We start from the raw sequence: 18983 nt of genomic DNA, 5'->3' as shown, positions 1-18983 counted from the left end.
TATGTGGCACCGTTTGAGCATTGTCTTATTCGCTGGCTTAGTGAGCTTATTCTCAATTCTTTTACCGATGAAACCTGCGCAGGCGGCGACTTGTGAGTTGTCTGCGATCGTCTGGGAAGGCTACACCGATTCATCATTTACTAAAGAATTTGCAGAAAAAACAGGCTGCACGATCAAAGCCACCTATGCCGGGTCGAGCGATGAAATGTTTGCCAAATTTCGCGCTGGAAAAGGACGTACCTATGATCTAATTTCGGCTTCGGGAGACATTACTCAACGGTTGTACAAAGCGGGTTTGGTGCAAGCGATTGACCCTACTAAATTGCAAAACTACAGCACTGTATTTGACTCATTTCAAGGTGGAAAGTGGAATACCTTTGACGGAAAACCTTATGGTGTAACCTTTGCCTGGGGGCCGAATGTTCTGCTTTACAACACTGAGAAAGTCAAGTCTGCACCTCAATCCTGGGATGTGCTGTTTGATCCCAAGTATGCCGGAAAAATCTCACTGCCCGACAACCCGATGACGATCGCTGACGTTGCATTATGGTTGGGCAAAGACGATCCCTACAATCTCACCGACGCAGATCTGGCAGACGTGAAAGCAAAACTGTTGGAACTACGGCCCAATGTCCGCAAATTTTGGACAACGGCTGGCGAATTGGCAAACCTATTTCAATCGGGTGAAATTGTCCTAGCTCATGCCTGGCCGTTGACCTACACACAACTCAAATCTGAAGGATTCCCGATCGCTTCTGTCACGCCCAAAGGCAAGCTCACCGGATGGACAGATTCGTGGATGATTTCCAAAAATTCTCGCAACTCAGACGCAGCTTATCAGTGGGTTGACTTTATCCTGAGCGAAGACGGCCAAAAAGGCGTAATGGATGTCACAGGCTATTCGGGTGCAACTGAATTAGGAGTCAAAGCCGTGGGCGCAAAACGAGCCAAAGAATTGTTTATGGATGACTTGTCTCTACACCAGCAAATTAAGATGTGGCAAAACGTCCCCAACTACGATCGCTGGGTACAACTCTGGAATGAAATTCGCAGCTAAGGATTGTGAATCAAATAGACCTGGCGAATCAATTCGCGGCTATCAGACCGAAGTCCACCTCCGTGGACTAGCTGTTAGAATCACCTCGTTAGTGTGCGAAGATGCACTTTGTTCTTTTAGCATCTAAATGACAGCAATCAATAATCCATTACAAAAGCGTCGTCAATCTCAATCGTTAGGATTGTATGCAACGTTAATTCCGCCGTTACTTTGGATGTCACTGTTGTATTTCATTCCGATCGCACTCCTTATCTCTTACAGCATTTGGAGATTGGAGGCTTATGATGTGGTGAAAGAATTCAGTTTTGCAAACTTTCAGGCGATTTTTAGCAATCCTTCTTATCGATCGGTGATCATTCGTACCGTCTGGACTGCCTTGAGTGTCACCCTGATCGATATTGTAATCGCCCTGCCGTTGGGTTACTTTGTGGCGAAGTATAGCGATCGCTATCGAAGTCTGCTCACGATCCTGGTCATTCTACCATTGTGGTCAAGCTATCTCGTCCGAGTCTTCGCCTGGAAAATTATCCTCGGCTACAACGGCATTCTCAATACGGCGCTGTTGTCGATCGGACTGCTCAAAGAACCCAGTCAACTTTTTCTATACAATCAGTTTTCGACGATTTTAACGTTTGTGCAGGTTTGGTTACCCTTTATGATTTTGCCAATCATCACAGCATTTGAGCGGTTACCCAACGACCTACTCGAAGCGTCTGCCGATCTGAATGCACCTCCGTTCACTACTTTTCGTCGAGTGATTCTTCCGCTGGTTGCGCCTGGGGTTCTAGCAGGCTCTATCAACGTATTCTCTCTGACGATGGGAGACTTTATTACACCGAGTTTAGTTGGCAGTTCTAGCGGCATCATGTTAGGAAACATTATTGCGTCTCAGTTTGGCGTTGCTTACAATTTTCCTTTGGGTGCAGCGTTTGCTTTGATGGTGATGTTGATTGTGTTTAGCGGATTGGTGATCGTTCTCAAACAAGGAGCGCTAGAAAATTGAATCTAACACCGAGAACTCATCGCAGACCGTGGTTTTTAGGAATCTGGACAATATTGGTTTTTGCCTTTTTGTATCTGCCGATCGCGGTTCTGATTCTCATGAGTTTCAACGACTCCAAAATTCTGTCTCTGCCGTTTCGAGGATTCACGCTGGACTGGTACGATCGCGCTTATCATGACACGGCTCTCCAACTGGCGCTGATCAATTCTCTCAAAGTGGCGACAATGGCGACGGCGATCGCCACAACGTTAGGATTATTAGCTGCATTTGCAATTTATCGCTATCAATTTTTTGGTAAAAATGCCTTTCGGATTGCGATTAATTTACCGATCTTGCTGCCTGGAGTGGTGACTGGGGTAGCGATGCTGGCGTATCTTTCTGATTTGGGATTTGAACTTTCGCTCTGGACGGTGATTTTGGGTCATGCGGTGTTTGGTTTACCTGTCGCCCTTGGCTCGATTTTTACCCGCCTGAGTCAGTTTCCCCGCAGTCTCGAAGAAGCCGCTTACGATTTAGGCGCAAAGCCAGCACAGGTCTTTACTGGAGTCATTCTTCCTTATATTCGTAGCGCTTTGATCGCAGGTGCTTTATTAGCGTTCACGCTCTCATTTGATGAAGTGATCGTTACCATATTTCTGACCGGACGCGAAAACACGTTGCCAATGGAAATTTGGGGACGACTGCGAACGAATATCACGCCAGAAATTGCAGCGATCGCCACTCTGATTTTGCTGGCCAGTACAATGCTGGTGTTGATGAGTCAGAGGCTGGGAGGGATGAAGGATGAGGGATGAAGGATGAGGGATGAAACATGAAAGATAGTGTGGTTTATTTGGAGTCAGTGAGTAAGGTTTATCCGACGGCGAAGGGGGAGGTGTATGCGGTTCAGGATGTGACGATCGACGTGCGGGCGGGGGAGTTTTTTTCGCTGTTGGGGTCGAGTGGATCGGGCAAAACAACGACACTGCGCTTGATTGGGGGATTCGATATTCCTGAATATGGGCGCGTGTTTGTCGGGGGAGAAGAGGTGACGACGCGGCCGCCCTATCGCCGGGATGTTCACACGGTTTTTCAAAGCTATGCGCTCTTTCCGCATCTGACGGTGGCTGAGAATATTGCATATCCACTGACGATCGCCAACGTTTCTAAAAGTGACATTGCGCCTCGGATTCAAGAATCGCTGAAACGATTTCGGATTGACGAATTGGGCGATCGTCGTCCTGCTCAACTTTCGGGCGGTCAACAGCAGCGAGTTGCGCTGGCGCGTGCCCTGATCAGTCAGCCAAAAGTGCTTTTACTCGATGAGCCATTGTCTGCACTGGATGCCAAAATTCGGGAAGAGGTGCGCCAAGAACTGCGAGAATTGCAGCGTCAAACTAACCTCACATTCATCTACGTCACCCACGATCAGGAAGAAGCGCTGGCACTGTCCGATCGCATTGCCGTCATGCACAAGGGTCAAATTCAACAACTTGGTACACCCAAAGAAATCTACGATCGACCCAATTCTCTATTCGTCGCGCAGTTTATCGGCAAGGCTAATTTTCTTCAAGGTCGCGTTCTCGAAGTTACGAATGACGGTTGCAGTGTGAGTGTGAATGGCGTAACAATCAAGGCGATTTCGCCCAACAATCCCGTTCAAATCGGGGATAAAGTGACGCTGATGATTCGTCCAGAACGGCTGCAAGTCAATCATTTAGGTACAGCGGACAACCAGATAGCGGGCAAAATTCAGACGGTTACTTATATCGGTCAACTGCTGCAATCTCAGATGGAAACGGCGATCGGTTCACTCACGGTGACTCAACTCTGTAACGGGCGGGGCGACCAATCTGGACAAACCCTCTCCTGGAATGCTCAAGACTGCATTGTGATCAAAACCTAGCTTGACGTTGAATCTACAGTGCTATTCATCCTGACCGATCGCTTGTCCCGCAATCCAAGCCGTCGTCCAAGCGCTCTGAAAGTTAAAGCCTCCCGTCACGCCGTCAATGTCTAGAATTTCACCCGCCAAATAAAGACCAGGGCAACAGCGACTTTCCATTGTTTTGAAGTTAACTTCTTTGAGATTTACGCCGCCACAGGTCACGAATTCCTCCTTAAAAACGCCTTTGCCGTTGACTTTATACTGTCCTTGAGTGAGTTCCTGGATCAACAGATTTAGCGTTTTGTTAGAAAGTTCTGCCCAGCGAGTTTGCTTTTGGATGCCGACAGAATTGGTCAGACGCTCCCAGAGACGACGCGGCAAAATGACAGGACAACTAGAAGCGATCGCTCGTTGGGGCAGTTGTGATTTTACCGCTAATAGCTGTTGTCGAAGTGCTTCAGGATTTTGTTGGGGGAGCCAATTGATCGTCAGCGTCGCTTGATAGTGATCTTCATGTAAGGCTCTTGCACCCCAGGCAGATAGCTTCAAAACGGCGGGCCCACTTAAGCCCCAGTGCGTCACCAACAATGCGCCCGTCTGTTCTAACTTGCTGTCACCCACTTGTAAACGCAACCGTACCGGATCGACCGCAATTCCGGGCAATTCTTGTAGTCGATCGTCCTCAACGTTGAACGTAAACAGTGAGGGAACGGGAGATTCAATAGTATGTCCCAGCGATCGCGCGAATTCGTAGCCTTGAGGACTGCTGCCTGTTGCCAAAATCACTCGATCGGCGGTCAACACTTCCCCTGATCGCAGTTCAATCTTAAAGCCGTCGTCTTTCTTCTCAACCGACTTCACGCCTGCACCGACGCAGAGATTTACCCCGGCATCGTGAGCTTGCTCGATTAAACAATTGGCGATCGTTTCTGAATTGTCCGTCGTTGGAAACATGCGTCCATCAGGTTCGGTTTTGAGTTTGACCTGGCGATCTGTAAACCACTCCACCGTATCCTTGGCTTGAAACTGGCTAAACGCTCCCCGCAAAGCCTTGCCGCCTCTAGGATAATGCTGAACTAGAATTGCCGGATCAAAACAAGCATGAGTCACATTACAGCGTCCGCCCCCCGAAATCCGCACTTTGGCCAGAGGTTGACGACCCGCTTCGAGTAGAGTGACTTGAGCGTGAGGGTGCTTTTGAGCCGCGCAGATTGCACCAAAGAAACCAGCCGCACCGCCGCCGATCGTCACGACTTTGAGAGATTGAAGAGACAAAGGAATTTGTTGAATAAAGTTTGAACCTGGATTGTGACACCCGACTTCGATCGTCAGCAACTCTTTAGAGAACTTCTTTGGAGAACTTTGCACAGATCAGATTCCCCTAGCTCCGTTAAAAAGGGAACCAGACTTTTATTTTCTCCTCTTTTAAGGCTGCTGTGTACACACAAGTCCTTGTCGCTTCGTTTCAAGCGGCTTCAGCCCCCTAAATCCCCCATGCTGGGGGACTTTGACCAAGGAAAGATTTCCAAAGTTCAAAGCCATGATGACGGCTCAAAGTCCCCCATTTTTGGGGGATTTAGGGGGCAAAGGATCTCAGCAATGACCGATCGATAGACTTGTGTGTACACGGCAGCTTTTAAGAGGGGTTAGGAGGGATCAAAAGACAGCCAGCTTCATGAAGAATTGGTATCAACAACCATTCGTACTCTAACAGATCTCCTTATTCAAGGGGCTAAAGATATTTGCATGATTATTTTGAATGATCTGTGATCGAGAAACGAGTTGATTCAATTGATGATGGTGAGTGAATATCACTGGCTCAAGAACAATTACTCATGGTCATTGGTTTAGAAGAGTAGAGCCTTCATCCTTCATTTTCATCATTTATTGCAGGCGCGATCGTCCCAAAGTTGTAATGTACAAAACAGCTTCATCTGGAGGAATGCCCAATACCTCATTTACCTGGTCATCAAAAAAGCCAGCAATGCCACTGACTCCCAAACCGAGTTGGATTGCACCCAAATTGAGCCGTTGTCCCAGGTGTCCGGCATCCATATGCAGGTAACGGTAAGCCCGATCGCCATATTGTTCGATCGCCCTTTGCAAATCGGCTGTGTGAAACAAAACCGCCCCAGCATCGCGTCCCAAATCCTGGCTCAGACAGAGATAATGTAGCTCTCGGCGAAAGTTTTTAAATCGAATCTGACGCAGCTCTTGCGCTCTCGGAGCGTAGTAATAACAGCCTTCTTCTAGCCCATCGACCGAAGAGACTGCAATAAAGGTTTCGACCAAACTTAGATCAAAGTAGTCGGGCGATCCATCTAAATCCTGGTCAATGTAGTGTTGGGGTTGATACGTGAAGTCAAGCAGCGCATTTAACTCTTCTAAGGTTAGGGATTGCCCACTGTAGCCACGGGTCGATCGTCGCTTTAAGATTGCTTGTTCTAAATTTTCTAGCTGGCTGCCCCAGGCGATCGCGGGTGACGCGGTAGAGACTTTTAGACAAAACGGGAAGTTGTACTTATCCGATCGTTCGCCAACTGTGGGGGGCAGCTTCCAGTTAACTTTGGCAGCAGGGTCAGAAGGAATCTGGGTGACGTGATGCAGATAGTGCAGCAGTTCACCATCGGCAATTTTGGGATAGTCTCGCTGAGTTGTCGCAGGAAGCGCAGTCCGCGTCAGGGGCAAATTTTGGTTAACTTCTCGCAAATCGGCTAAAGGCATGACGGCGATCGCACCTTCCTGATCCGCATCCAGATACAGCAATTGATTGACCGCCTCATCTGCAAATCCGCCAATCAAATGGGGGCGAAAATCATTTAGGGCGCTGGCGAGTTCTAAATTGCCCAAAAGGTGGCCAGAGTCCAAGAAAATTCGACGATAGGCCCGATCCTGATAGCGCCATGCCGATCGAAAAAACACGGCTGTCACCACGATCGCCAACTGTGTCCCTTCGAGGGTCGGATTCCAAAAGCAGGCAGATTGAAGCGTCGTCCAAATATCACTTTCCCAAAATCGCAGGAGAGAATGAGTGTTTGCCTGATAGTGATACAGCCCAGCCGGGAGCAGCGGAGTCCCACGAGAGAGGAGGTAAATTTCTGCGGGGTAGAGTCCTCCAGCCGAAGGAGACGATCGCAAATAGTGAGGGTCGCCCCCCGTGGGAATCATGCCCGTGATGCCATAGCTACAAAACAGCAGATGTGACAGTCTGCGCCACCAGGTTTTGACGGCATCTTGAGCAAACGCATTGGGGTCTTGGCTCAAAAAAGGCTTGAGGTCTAGAGGGGTGCCCAGTTTGTAATCCTTAAAAGGAACGGGCTGCTGGCTCCAATCGAGGGGCTTACTTTTGACTTTAATCGTCTCAGGATTGTATTTTGTGCGCTCGTGGTAGTGTTGAGCGATCGATCCAGGAAGATCTGACATAGGACTCTAAGGAAGGGCTGCGGCTATCTCTGATCTTGACATGGAAAGGGATGAAGGAGGGATGAGGGATGAAGGATGAGGGATGAAAAAGTTATGGTATTGCTCAATCTCAGTATGAATCGTTCTCACGCCAATCAGCACAGCCCAGATCACGATCTTTCAGCCTCGGTGCCAATCAACAAACTTATCTAATTTGGCAAATTACGATCAACGTACAGGAGCCTCAACCGTGAATTCTTTAATTTCCGACAAATCAAAAGTCTTCAAACAAGAGAAAAGCTAACACAATTGTTATGCCGCTCAGTTCTCGGTAGGGACGGTTCTTGCAGCACTTGTTTAATTGAGAACAATTTTGCTATTTGATAAACAAAGCGATGATACCTACAACGGCACTTACAAAGCCTATTAAACCTACCAATCCGCTGATGATGGGATTTTCTTTGATAATTTCAATGACTGCTGCTGGGTATCCTCCATAAATATCCTTCCAAGTTGAATTCGTTTTGAGTGAACCATCAGCAGCACGTTCAACTATATTTGCAAGGACATCTACTTTCCTCAAAGTTGACTGGTGAAGTTTGACATATTGTTGGTTGGTGAAGGCATCTGCTTCAGCCTTTCCCGCTAAAAAATCTCTGTGTGTTATCTGATTCTTTTCCACTAAACTTGGTAGACGAGGGTGCTGGATATAACCAATACCGTAAATGGCAATCAGTAAGCGAGACAAATCGACTAATTTGGACTCACCTACGTCTTCAGGTGTGCCCTGAAGAACTTTGAAGCGGTGGGCTATTGCTGGGAAACCATAGTTGATGTCTCTCATATTCCAATGCAACCAAATATGCGAGCTATGGCGACCCACAAAATTGTAAAACTCTTCTAGCATGAGCTTTTCAAGTTCATTGTAATGCTGTTCCAGTGCGGTTGCAGAGTGCCCTTTCCTCTCTGCAATTTGATGGATTGAGAAAGAAGTGGTTTGACCGGAATCCAGATTACGGACAGCAATAGAGGTAATCCTTGGAGATGAGCCATCGGGTCGATCATAAAAACTTTCACAAGAATAATGGATAACGATTACCTGATCAGACTTGCTCATTAGCTCAGACAGTTTAATTTTTGCTTGCCTGCGCTTCTGCACTTTGTTCCAAGCTTCACCCATGAAGAACTTCCTAATCTAGATGTATCGCCAATCAAGGTAAACTAGATGTCGCCCAATGGACTCTCTAAGAACCCAACTTGAGTCTAACGTAACCAGAGCAATTACCTAGAGCGGATTGTAGCGTATCAGCAGGGAGCTGAACCAGACGGGTAGGAGCCTATAGGTTACTATAGAGAATGTTTATTCTCTCAAAATCGACCTATGCTGCGAGAAGATCTTAAAAAAGAATTAGACAAGCTAAATGATGAGCAACTTAAAAAAATTGCTGATTTCATAGCCTTCATTGAGTTTCAGTCTAGACAAGTTGCATCGTCTGTTCCATCTTGGCAAAGAGCAACACCTTCAAATAGGGCTAGGGAATTTCGTGAATGGGTTTTACAACTTCCCCAAGGTAGTCCGAGTCTACGAGACGAAGCCTTTAGCCGCGACAGTATTTACGAATAATGACGAGATATTTGCTTGACACTAATGTTGTTATGCGATTCTGCAATCCTTCCGATGTGCAGCATGAGCTTGCAACGAATGCAATCTCTCGTCTGCTCGTGCAATCAGATGAATGTTTACTTGTGACGCAAGTAATTATTGAGTTTTGGGTTGTTGCCACAAGACCAACTCAAACCAATGGCTTGGGCTGGACTGTAGAACAAACCAGAAGCACAATAGATCAACTTCTTGATCGTTTTCCGTTCTTGGAGGAATCTCCGCAGATTTTTCCAAATTGGCTGAACTTAGTCACAACTAACAAAGTGATGGGTAAACGCACTCATGATGCTCGTATCATTGCAGCCATGCTTGCAAATGGGATTACACATCTCTTGACCTTGAATCCAAGCGATTTTGCAGGTACGTCAAGTATTACAATCATTCATCCACAGGATTTGCCTCCGTTTGACGCTGATGAGCCATAGCGTTGGCGATCGCGGCGTACACAATTCGATGGAGCCGACCGCCAAGACGTTATCTGTGAGAATTAGGAGTCATCTGCGGCGGCTCATCTCAATCGTTAGAATTATTGAAGCAGCTTAAATTTTTTATCAAGGACTATCAGATCAAGACTTTAGACATTTCTCCTCACGCAGCGGAACCAAGTTCTTCCTCATTCCTCATCCCTTCAATCTTTCTCACCTGAAATGATATGTACGTCTATGTTTTTAAGAGATTTGAGAAGCTGTTGAGTTAATGAACCATGTAATAGATTTTTCCACCACGATCGCTGACTTTCGCCAATGACAATTTGGGTGATTCGATAGTCTCTAGCGATGTCTGCGATCGCTTTTGCTTTGTTGTGTCCTGCAACCCGAATGAATTCTCCTTCAAACTCTCGGCAGAGGCGCTCACAAGTTTCAATATGCAGGCTCTCTACTTTGTTGAGAAAGCGATCGGGATCATCAACAAACAAACAATAGAAGGGCGCGTGCATATAGCCAGCAATTCGGGAGCCACGTCGAACCAGTTGGAGAGCATTGGGATAAGTTGAGACACAAACCAAAACTCGTTCGCGGACATTGCAATAAGGGGCTTTGTGAGTTGAGTTTTCGACTCCGATCGCGTCTTCTTCTACGTTGTCGGCCAGTTCTCGTAAGGCCAGTTCTCGAAGGGCGATCAGATTGCGTCGTTGAAAGAAGTTTTGTAGAGACTGATCGATCTTTTCGGGAGCGTAGATTTTGCCGTCTTTGAGGCGCTCTTCTAACGTTTCTGGCGTGACATCGACGACGACGACTTCATCCGCTTCATCGAGCAGGCGATCGGGAATCCGTTCTCTCACAACCACGCCTGTAATGCGCGCAACCAGATCATTGAGGCTTTCTAAATGCTGAATGTTGACCGTGGAAAACACATCGATTCCAGCCGCCAAAATCACCTCAACATCCTGATAGCGTTTTTCTCGTTGAGAGCCAGGGACGTTGGTGTGAGCCAGCTCATCGACTAAAACTAACTGAGGATGACGAGTCAAAATAGCATCGGTATCCATCTCAGTCAGCGTCACTCCTGACCAGGTAATCTGTTGTCGAGGCACCAGTTCTAAACCGATGGCTTTGGCGATCGTTTCCTGGCGATTGTGGGTTTCTAATAAACCAATGACCACATCAGTGCCTTCTTTTTTGAGACGGTGCCCTTCTTCCAGCATTTTGTAAGTTTTGCCCACACCGGGAGACATGCCAATAAAGGCTTTGTGCTTACCACGACGACCAGCCCGCATGTAAGAGATATCAGGAGAGGGATTGGGCAAATTTTTCATCGTGCACAGATGATGATATGGACAGCAGCGTAACCGATAAAAGTTTTTGAGGATTTGCGGTCAGATGTTTTTATTCACTTCAGACTTATTCTAAAGAACAAGTCTGAAGTGAATAATAAACTGGACAAGTTTTTTTGAGAACAAACTCAAGCTCTGAAACCATCATGGGATGAAACGCCATTGCCAGAATGTGATCTCCCAGACGAACAGTAGGGTTCTCGCTCAAGGGAATGACTCGATCTTGTCTCAAGCACCCTAAAATTAAGCATTTCTCAGGAATCTGAAGATCGGCTAACTGACTTCCACAATAGCTACTATTGAACTCAATTTTGACTGCAAACAAACTTGGCTGGACGGGTCTTGTTGAGAGGAGAATTCTTTCTTGTTCCATAGCTACACCTTGTCCTAAGTTGAGTAATCTTTGAAGAATGTTTCAGCTAGGCACGAGAGTAAGGATAGTTTTTAGCAAGTGAGTAGAGTAAAGGTCTAACGTTCAGACTTACTGGCTGTTTGAGATGATGTGAACATCTGTTTGTTTGAGCGATCGGACAAGCTGATTGATCAATGATTCGCGCCAAAAGACTTGCCAGCAAGACTGATCAGATTGGCCCAAAACAACTTGAGTAATCCGATGAGATTGGGCAGCTTTAATGATTTCTTTCCCAAGAGGCTCTCCTGTGGCTTGAATAAATTGTGCATCAAACTTTTGACAAATTCGCTCACACCTTTCTAGAAAACGGGCTTCAGATTTAGTGGGCGATCGCTCAGTTCTTTGAACAAACAAAACATAAAGAGGAGCATTCATGTAGTCTGCAAGTTTTGCGCCGCGTTGTACCAATCGCAAAGAGTTGGGAGCAGTCGAAATACAAACTAAAACACGCTCGTGAATCTGACAAAAATTAGTTGATAGATTGCAGTCATCTTCGCGGCGTTGAATGGCTGCGCGAGTGCCTTCGATTTGATCAGCAACTTCTCGAAGGGCTAGTTCGCGTAGAGCTACCAGGTTGCGACGCTGAAAAAAGCCCTGCAAAGCCTCGTCAATCTGCTCAGGCGGATAAATTTTTCCGTTGAGCAAGCGTTGTTCCAAGGTTTCTGGAGTGGCATCGACCACAATTACTTCAGCGTTGTCGAGTAGAGAATCTGGAAGACTGCTACTTGCGATCGTTCCTGTGATTTGTGCTACCCGACGACTCAAATGGCTAATGTGTTGAATGTTGACGGTGGAGTAAATATCAATGCCCGCTGCCAAAATTGCTTCAATATCTTGACAACGATCGTGGCAGTTTGAGTGAGCAAGTTCGTCAATTAAAACTAATTTTGGATGGCGCTCAATCACTGCATTCGTATCGAGTTCCCTCAAGACGAGTCCCTCTCTCAGGGTGGTTTTGGACGGAATAACTTCTAATCCAATCGATTTGTCGGTGGTTTCCTGGCGATCGTGGGTGTCCAAAAAACCAATTACCACATCGACCCCACTTTGTCTAAGACGATGGGCTTCATCTAGCATTCTGTAGGTTTTGCCGACACCGGGAGCCATGCCAATAAAAATTTTGTGTTTACCGCGACGGGGCAGACGTTCATGAGTGCAATTAAACCTCGGAGCTAAGGAACACACCTTTAAACCTTTCCTTTGACGATTAACTAGATTTGAAGTGACTTGTGCAAAATCGCTTTGACTGTCTCAATTTTTGAGGCAATGCCCAATATACTTGTGATTGCACTGGATTTGAATGATTAATCTTTCGTGAGACGATCGCTTCCTTTAAAATTAAAGGGGATTCAAACAAACGATTAAGTTTCAGAGGTGAAGTGCTTGAGGTGAGATGTTTAAGGTGAGATGTTTAGGGTGATGTGAATTCGCTGAAATTCTTTCGCGCTGTTCCCTGAAGCTTTTGCCCTCCGCTTCCCTCTGAATGACTCTCACTAGCGGGATCTCGAAGCGCGTGCAGCAAAGCATTTCACCGAATTCACATCTGACTACATCCTGGAAACTCTAGGCGGCTGGCTTGAGTTTATCTAAAGCAAGGTTGAGCTTCAAGACATTTACGCCAGGTTCGCCAAAAATGCCCAAAAAGCGACCATCCGTATTTTGTGAGATCAGAATTTCGACCTGATTGGGCTGTACTCCTCTGGCTTTGGAGACGCGATCGACTTGAGCAGTGGCCGACTCTGGCGTAATGTGCGGGTCAAGGCTAGAACCAGAGGTATAAACGAGATCAGCCGTCGGTTTTACGCCTGCTTTTTGGAGACGAGGAATGTCACCTTCGATCGCGTTGGCTGGGTCAGGATCACTCTTACCTCTGATTCGATCCAACAAGGCGGGATTGCTAGGAGCTAGATTGCTCGCCCCTGATACGCCCGTTTTGAGAACACCCGCTTCGTCCTTTTGGGGATCAGCAGTACTGTAGCTGGTGGTGCTGGGGCGACTGTTGAAATATCTGTCTGAGGTAAACGGCTGACCAATCAGCGCCGATCCAACGTCTTGACCTTGAGCATTTTTAATCAGACTGCCATTGGCCTGAAACGGAAAAACAATCTGCCCAAACGCAATCATGACCAAGGGATACATCACTGCGGTCAACACCCAAAGCACCAGGGTAGATCTGACGGCTCTACCTGCCTCACGCGCAAAACTCATTAGAATCTCTCCGGTACAAACATGACAAAGAATAAATAGATGCCCAGGGCGACCACAACCAGTCCGAGCGCTGACAACCAATAGGTTTGGCTCCGAGACAGATCGCCCCCCGTAGCCGCAAAGACCGCAGGCGCTAAGACCAGATTGAAACACAGTCCTAGAAACAGGTAGAGCGGTAGTTTTTGTCTACGCCACTCAGCAAAGAGGTCGATCGCAGTTTCGACAATCTGAACAGAAGTTTGAGAAAATGATGAACGAGTTGGTTTCATAGCGATGATTGGTTCTAAGAAAAAGGAATCAGCACATCGATGATTTTGATGGCAATAAAAGGAGCAATGACACCGCCAACGCCATAAAGCAAAATATTACGACGCAGCAATTGATCAGCCGTCAATGGCCGAAACTGCACGCCCTTTAACGCCAACGGAATCAAAGCAGGAATAATCAACGCATTGTAAATTAAGGCTGAAATGATGGCAGACTGGGGACTTTTTAGCTGCATGACATTCAATGCCCCAATGCCAGCCGCCGCAAAGATTGTCGGGATGATCGCAAAATACTTGGCAATGTCGTTGGCGATCGAGAAGGTCGTCAGGGCCCCACGAGTGATGAGAAGCTGCTTGCCGATCGTCACCAGATCAATCAGCTTAGTCGGGTCAGAATCTAAGTCCACCATGTTGGCCGCTTCTTTGGCAGCCTGGGTTCCCGAATTCATCGCCACACCGACGTTGGCTTGAGCGAGAGCAGGCGCATCATTGGTGCCGTCTCCCGTCATGGCGACCAGCTTGCCCTGAGATTGTTCTCGACGGATGACATCGATTTTGTCTTCGGGAGTGGCTTCGGCGATAAAGTCGTCTACGCCTGCTTCTTGAGCGATCACCGAGGCGGTAATTTGGTTGTCACCCGTGAGCATGATTGTTTTGACTCCCATGCGGCGGAGTTGATCAAAGCGTTCTCTCAGACCTGGTTTTACAATGTCTTTGAGGTAGATCACGCCGTAGATTTCGCTATCTTGACAGACGGCGAGGGGTGTTCCTCCTAGTCGAGAGACGCGCTCATAGGCTTCGTCTAGTTGAGAAGGGACAGTACCCCCGCGCGATCGCACAAATCCCCGAATCGCATCGACTGCCCCTTTACGAACTTCGCGCCCGTTGGGTAGGTCAGTGCCGCTCATTCGAGTTCTGGCGGAGAATTCTACCCCAGAGGCATTGTCAGTATCGAAGCTGACAGTCGCGCCATTTTGCTCGGCTAACCGAACGATCGATTTTCCTTCTGGCGTTTCGTCAAATACACTAGCGGCGAGGGCGACTTGAGACACTTCTTCAACACTGTGACCATTGACGGGGATGAACTCAGCCGCCAACCGATTGCCCAATGTGATGGTGCCTGTTTTGTCGAGTACCAGCGTGTTGATGTCTCCACAAGCTTCGACGGCTCGACCCGATGTGGCGATGACATTAAACTGAGCGACGCGATCCATTCCAGCAATACCGATCGCACTCAACAAGCCCCCAATCGTCGTCGGAATTAGCGCAACTAGCAGCGAGATCAGAATGGCGATCGTGGTCGGTGACTGCACATAGTTGGCAAGTGGTGATACCGTGGCTACCACAATCAAAAAGACGAGCGTCAGCACCGAGAGCAACACTGTCAAAGCGATTTCGTTGGGCGTTTTGCTGCGAGATGCCCCTTCGACTAGCGAAATCATGCGATCGATAAAGCCTTGACCAGGATCAGACGTGACTCTAAGAATCAATTCATCAGACAGAATGCGTGTTCCCCCCGTTACCGAACTCATGATATCTGTACCGGGCTGTTTGAGAACGGGAGCCGATTCGCCTGTGATTGCAGATTCATCAACCGATGCGACCCCCTTGATCACTTCACCATCAGAGGGAATCATATCGCCTGCGACGACTTTCACCTGATCGCCTTTTCGCAGTGCGGTCGAACTCACTTCTTGAATGGAGCCGTCTGGCAGTAGTTTGCGAGCGATCGTATCAGATCGAGTCGATCGCAGCGAATCCGCCTGTGCCTTCCCTCTTCCTTCGGCAACCGCTTCCGCAAAATTGGCAAAGACAATGGTGAAGAACAAAATCAGTGTAATCAGTCCGTTGAGCACCCGTTCTTGACCCGGATCGCCCTGGACAGTGCCAAACAGATTGGGATCAAGGGTAACGAGCAGCGTGACGATCGTGCCAATCCAGACCACAAACATGACAGGATTTTTGACCTGATTGCGCGGATCGAGCTTGGTAAATGACTCCCGAATTGCTCTCTGATAAAGCCCACTCATGTTTACTTTAGGCGTGCGTCTGCCAGCGTCGCGAGTGTTGATTGGCTGAGAAGCGATCGGAGTCGTATCCTGTGGAGTGTCCATAAGTTCAGAATTTGTCGGAAGTGAGGAGTAACAATCAGGCTCAATTTTGAAGGTGAGAATTTAGCTACCCAATTCCTTTAGCAATTTGGAAAGCTTCGGCGATCGGCCCCAATGCCAAAACTGGAAAGAACGTCAGTGCACCCAAAATCAAAATTACGCCCGCCGTCACTCCGGTAAATAACCCCGTGTCAGTACGCAGCGTTCCGGTGGTGAGCGGAACAGGCTGTTTGCGCGACATGCTATCTGCCAGCAGCAGAAGGGCCGTGATCGGAACAAAGCGTCCGATTAACAAACTAAAACAAGTGCTGAGATTCCACCAGAGAGCGGTTGCGGTTGGGGTTGCGCCTCCCGCTATCGCAAACGGCGACGGCTGAGAATCGCCCAATCCTTCAAATCCAGAACCATTGTTTGCAGCGGCTGACGCATATTCATACATCACTTGAGCTAATCCATGAAAACCAGGATTACTAATACCCGCTAACTGATCAGGAAATGCCAGCGCGATCGCTCCGGGAATTAGAATTGCGATTGGGTGAACTAATAGAATCAGAAAGCTGGCTAAAACCACTTCTCGCTTCTCAATTTTGCGCCCCAAAAACTCCGGAGTTCTACCGACCATTAATCCTGTGACGAATACTGCGAGGATCAAGTAAGCGAATAGATACGCCGTCCCAGTACCCTGTCCGCCCCAGATGATTTGCAGAAACATATTCGACAAAGTGATAAAGCCACCATTGGGCATAAACGAATCGTGCAAACTGTTGACTGCACCACACATCGTCCCCGTCGTCGTCGTCGCAAACAGGGCAGACTGGGCCCAGCCAAACCGGACTTCTTTTCCTTCTAGATTAGGAGCCTGACCTCCTAGCAGCGCATTGACTGCGGGGTTACCGTTGTATTCTCCAATTGCGTTGGTGATGATGAAGCCAACATAAATTGAGAACACCATCCCATACACTAACCAGGCTTGTTTTCGATTGTTAGCAAACACGCCATAGGTGTAGATAAAGGACGTTGGAATACACACCATTCCCACAATTTGAATCAGATTGGTAAATGGATTTGGATTCTCAAACGGATGAGCTGAGTTAATGGCAAAGAAACCGCCGCCGTTTTCTCCCAATTGCTTGATAATTTCGTAGTGCGCCACCGGCCCGCGAGCGATCGCTTGACTCACAGCCGGATCTTCTAGTGTCGCCACCACTGCTGGCCCTGCGAACGTTTCGGGAACACCAGATGCAATGAGAACAGCCGCCCCCACAATGCTGATTGGCAACAAAATGCGGGTAATTGATCGAATCAAATCTACATAAAAGTTGCCCAAGGGCCGACCCGTCAATCCGCGAATAAAGGCAATCCCCACGGCTAACCCCGTCGCTGCCGAAGTAAACATGTGATAGCCCAATCCCAACATCTGAGTGCCATAGCTCAAGTAGGTTTCGCCAGAGTAGTGCTGCTGGTTGGTGTTAGTGATAAACGAAATCGTGGTATGCAGCGCAGTGTCCCAAGTTGGGGCACCAACTCCCGTTGGATTAAACGGTAACCAACCTTGGCTGAGAATGATCAAAAAGAGCAGCAGAGCCATGACAAAGTTGCTGTATATGATCGCTCGTGCATATTGCCAACCCGTCATGTTTTCTCTGGCTTGAACACCCGACAAAGCGTAAAGTAAGCGCTCGATCGGATTCAGAATGGGGTCGAGCAGGGTTCTTTGTTCTTGATAAACGCGGGCCATATACCCCCCCAAGAAGGGAGTCATTGCTACTACAATGAGCAGCGTCAATGCAATTTGAAACCACCCTTGAAGCATGGTTCATTGAACTCCAATATGATAAATCTGAAATTTTGGTTGAGAAGGCGATCAAGCTTCAGTCGTTAGACCTTAGACTTTAGACTTTGAATACAGGTTGTTAGTCTTTGGTCTTTGATTTTTACCAATCCTGTATCGCTAATGGAAGAAATTGATATGAAAAGCACAACCATAAGCCCATCTAACTACTAGACTGTAGACACTCAAATCTGCATTTCTAGTAACTAGAACTTTTTGCCTTTAGAAGCCTTCAATTTCAATCATGTGAGAACTATTGGAGAATAACAAGGTATATCTTTGCGTTTACCCCGCTCATCTCTTTCTCCAAAGGTCTTTCTAGTAGCTAAAGCATTTCGGCTGTTTAGATAAAATCTATATCTGGGTGTATACTCGATCTAAACATCAAGTGGACAAAGAATTCACCGTAGTTCCGGTAGTTTGTAAAAGTCAATCAGTCAAAAGACCTAATTAACTGTAAGCTCGATAAATCTTGCAGACAACGCTTGTCCAAAAGTCTTCCAGAATTAGGAGACAGAAACACTCAACAACGAAGCGAAAGACATCATCGAACCAACACTAATTAAACATTCTGTAACTGCTGTTGGGCAAACTGCACGCGCGATCGAATCGCCAGACTTTCATCTGTTTGAGCAAGGTGATGGAGATGAGCCTGAATTTGAGCAAACCAATCAGGATACGTTTTGACCACGGCGATCGCTAAGAATTGTAGTGCCAAAATAGCTGCATATCGAACGACCCATTCATGATCGTGAGAAACCTTCAGCAGAGCCTGGAGAGCCTGAAGTTGTGCCGATTGTCTGTGAGTGGAGTCTAACTTTTCCCAGTTGATCGTGCCCAATCCTCTCGTGGCAGCCCGTCGCACACTCATTGCAAAATCATTCTGGGCCGCAGTAAGCAAGATCTCCAAACCACGAGGGTCACCGATACCAGCTAAAGCACGCACCGCCCAGGCTCTCGCTCCATAATTGTAGCCATCCAACTGTTCTAATAATGGACCGACAGACGCTTCCCCAAGTCGAATCAACCCATCTACCGCTGCAACCGCTGCCCCAGGATTGTTATAGCCAAGCGCCGTGATCAACACTGGGATTGCTTCGATCGCTTCAGCACTGGCCAGATTTTGCACTGCCTCTAACAGACGAGTTGAGGAATCGGCTTGATCAACAGCAAGAATTAAAGTTTGGATGTCAGTCACGATCGCTTGGAAACAAAAACTAAATGGACTTAGACGCAAAGAACCGTTTGCATCTTCACCCCTTTCTACCGTAATGGCGATAGCTCACCTCGTCTTCAGTAGCTAAAGTTTAGGGCCGATCAACACTCAATAACACGGCAAGTTCAGCGTCTTAGGATAGAAACCGACAAGCCTCATTCCAGGATTTAGAA

General features: G+C 47.5%; 17 protein-coding genes. 6 read left to right on the top strand and 11 right to left on the bottom strand.

The window, feature by feature from the left end; translation table 11 throughout:
- Positions 1-67: 67 nt before the first annotated feature.
- The 4 genes from ACKFKH_RS09945 (at position 68) to ACKFKH_RS09930 (ending at position 3945) form a co-directional block, all read left to right on the top strand.
- Positions 68-1057, top strand: coding sequence for an ABC transporter substrate-binding protein (locus ACKFKH_RS09945; protein WP_446858121.1), 990 nt, complete (start codon positions 68-70; stop codon positions 1055-1057).
- A 127-nt stretch (positions 1058-1184) separates the two neighbouring features.
- A complete protein-coding gene (locus ACKFKH_RS09940) occupies positions 1185-2060 on the top strand; it encodes an ABC transporter permease (protein ID WP_446858120.1) in 876 nt (291 codons plus the stop codon).
- Complete coding sequence (locus ACKFKH_RS09935; RefSeq protein WP_446858119.1) at positions 2057-2854, top strand: ABC transporter permease; 798 nt, start codon at positions 2057-2059, stop codon at positions 2852-2854. The genes ACKFKH_RS09940 and ACKFKH_RS09935 overlap by 4 nt, the downstream gene beginning before the upstream one ends.
- A gap of 17 nt (positions 2855-2871) precedes the next feature.
- Positions 2872-3945, top strand: a complete 1074-nt coding sequence (locus tag ACKFKH_RS09930; protein WP_446858118.1) for an ABC transporter ATP-binding protein — start codon at positions 2872-2874, stop codon at positions 3943-3945.
- Positions 3946-3966: 21 nt separating this feature from the next.
- On the opposite strand, the gene ACKFKH_RS09925 is transcribed toward ACKFKH_RS09930, so the two are convergent.
- The 3 genes from ACKFKH_RS09925 to ACKFKH_RS09915 form a co-directional block, all read right to left on the bottom strand.
- Positions 3967-5295: an NAD(P)/FAD-dependent oxidoreductase gene (locus ACKFKH_RS09925; protein ID WP_446858117.1), complete on the bottom strand. Its 1329-nt coding sequence runs from the start codon at positions 5293-5295 to the stop codon at positions 3967-3969.
- A 516-nt stretch (positions 5296-5811) separates the two neighbouring features.
- Positions 5812-7350, bottom strand: a complete 1539-nt coding sequence (locus ACKFKH_RS09920) for a SagB/ThcOx family dehydrogenase (protein ID WP_446858116.1) — start codon at positions 7348-7350, stop codon at positions 5812-5814.
- Positions 7351-7705: 355 nt separating this feature from the next.
- Positions 7706-8509 (bottom strand): hypothetical protein, encoded by an 804-nt coding sequence (locus tag ACKFKH_RS09915; protein ID WP_446858115.1) that lies wholly within the window; start codon positions 8507-8509, stop codon positions 7706-7708.
- Between the two features lie 201 nt (positions 8510-8710).
- Between ACKFKH_RS09915 and ACKFKH_RS09910 the strand changes: the two genes are divergently transcribed.
- Both ACKFKH_RS09910 and ACKFKH_RS09905 read left to right on the top strand, forming a co-directional pair.
- The gene (locus ACKFKH_RS09910) at positions 8711-8953 is read left to right on the top strand and encodes a hypothetical protein (RefSeq protein ID WP_446858114.1); all 243 of its coding nucleotides are present in this window, start codon (positions 8711-8713) and stop codon (positions 8951-8953) included.
- Positions 8954-8964: 11 nt separating this feature from the next.
- A complete protein-coding gene (locus ACKFKH_RS09905; protein ID WP_446858113.1) occupies positions 8965-9417 on the top strand; it encodes a type II toxin-antitoxin system VapC family toxin in 453 nt (150 codons plus the stop codon).
- A gap of 203 nt (positions 9418-9620) precedes the next feature.
- Here ACKFKH_RS09905 and ACKFKH_RS09900 read toward each other — a convergent pair whose 3' ends face one another.
- The 8 genes from ACKFKH_RS09900 to ACKFKH_RS09865 all read right to left on the bottom strand — a co-directional run bounded on the left by ACKFKH_RS09900 (position 9621) and on the right by ACKFKH_RS09865 (position 18831).
- Entirely contained in the window at positions 9621-10748 is a 1128-nt protein-coding gene (locus ACKFKH_RS09900) for a universal stress protein (RefSeq protein ID WP_446858112.1), read from the bottom strand.
- Positions 10749-10833: 85 nt separating this feature from the next.
- Positions 10834-11139: a TrkA C-terminal domain-containing protein gene (locus ACKFKH_RS09895; RefSeq protein ID WP_446858111.1), complete on the bottom strand. Its 306-nt coding sequence runs from the start codon at positions 11137-11139 to the stop codon at positions 10834-10836.
- Positions 11140-11247: 108 nt separating this feature from the next.
- Positions 11248-12363, bottom strand: coding sequence for a sensor histidine kinase KdpD (locus ACKFKH_RS09890; protein ID WP_446858110.1), 1116 nt, complete (start codon positions 12361-12363; stop codon positions 11248-11250).
- A 378-nt stretch (positions 12364-12741) separates the two neighbouring features.
- Positions 12742-13386, bottom strand: coding sequence for a K(+)-transporting ATPase subunit C (gene kdpC / locus ACKFKH_RS09885; RefSeq protein WP_446858109.1), 645 nt, complete (start codon positions 13384-13386; stop codon positions 12742-12744).
- A complete protein-coding gene (locus ACKFKH_RS09880; protein WP_446858108.1) occupies positions 13386-13655 on the bottom strand; it encodes a potassium-transporting ATPase subunit F in 270 nt (89 codons plus the stop codon). Before ACKFKH_RS09880 ends, kdpC begins: the two co-directional genes overlap by 1 nt.
- A 14-nt stretch (positions 13656-13669) precedes the next feature.
- Positions 13670-15766 (bottom strand): potassium-transporting ATPase subunit KdpB, encoded by a 2097-nt coding sequence (kdpB, locus tag ACKFKH_RS09875; protein ID WP_446858107.1) that lies wholly within the window; start codon positions 15764-15766, stop codon positions 13670-13672.
- 64 nt (positions 15767-15830) lie between these two features.
- Positions 15831-17576, bottom strand: a complete 1746-nt coding sequence (gene kdpA, locus ACKFKH_RS09870; RefSeq protein ID WP_446858106.1) for a potassium-transporting ATPase subunit KdpA — start codon at positions 17574-17576, stop codon at positions 15831-15833.
- Between the two features lie 580 nt (positions 17577-18156).
- Complete coding sequence (locus tag ACKFKH_RS09865; RefSeq protein ID WP_446858105.1) at positions 18157-18831, bottom strand: HEAT repeat domain-containing protein; 675 nt, start codon at positions 18829-18831, stop codon at positions 18157-18159.
- Between the last annotated feature and the right edge of the window lie 152 nt (positions 18832-18983).

It is taken from the genome of Phormidesmis sp. 146-20 (genome assembly GCF_052939475.1).
Note: the sequence above shows the minus strand (reverse complement) of the source record. Positions and strands in the feature narration are given on the sequence as shown.

Bases quoted from the DNA above. Each gene is read 5' to 3' on its own strand.
- ACKFKH_RS09945 (WP_446858121.1), top strand. From the start codon at position 68: ATGAAACCTGCGCAGGCGGCGACTTGTGAGTTGTCTGCGATCGTCTGG.
- ACKFKH_RS09940 (WP_446858120.1), top strand. From the start codon at position 1,185: ATGACAGCAATCAATAATCCATTACAAAAGCGTCGTCAATCTCAATCG.
- ACKFKH_RS09930 (WP_446858118.1), top strand. From the start codon at position 2,872: ATGAAAGATAGTGTGGTTTATTTGGAGTCAGTGAGTAAGGTTTATCCG.
- ACKFKH_RS09920 (WP_446858116.1), bottom strand. From the start codon at position 7,350: ATGTCAGATCTTCCTGGATCGATCGCTCAACACTACCACGAGCGCACA.
- ACKFKH_RS09915 (WP_446858115.1), bottom strand. From the start codon at position 8,509: ATGGGTGAAGCTTGGAACAAAGTGCAGAAGCGCAGGCAAGCAAAAATT.
- ACKFKH_RS09910 (WP_446858114.1), top strand. From the start codon at position 8,711: ATGCTGCGAGAAGATCTTAAAAAAGAATTAGACAAGCTAAATGATGAG.
- ACKFKH_RS09900 (WP_446858112.1), bottom strand. From the start codon at position 10,748: ATGAAAAATTTGCCCAATCCCTCTCCTGATATCTCTTACATGCGGGCT.
- ACKFKH_RS09895 (WP_446858111.1), bottom strand. From the start codon at position 11,139: ATGGAACAAGAAAGAATTCTCCTCTCAACAAGACCCGTCCAGCCAAGT.
- kdpC (WP_446858109.1), bottom strand. From the start codon at position 13,386: ATGAGTTTTGCGCGTGAGGCAGGTAGAGCCGTCAGATCTACCCTGGTG.
- ACKFKH_RS09880 (WP_446858108.1), bottom strand. From the start codon at position 13,655: ATGAAACCAACTCGTTCATCATTTTCTCAAACTTCTGTTCAGATTGTC.
- kdpB (WP_446858107.1), bottom strand. From the start codon at position 15,766: ATGGACACTCCACAGGATACGACTCCGATCGCTTCTCAGCCAATCAAC.
- kdpA (WP_446858106.1), bottom strand. From the start codon at position 17,576: ATGCTTCAAGGGTGGTTTCAAATTGCATTGACGCTGCTCATTGTAGTA.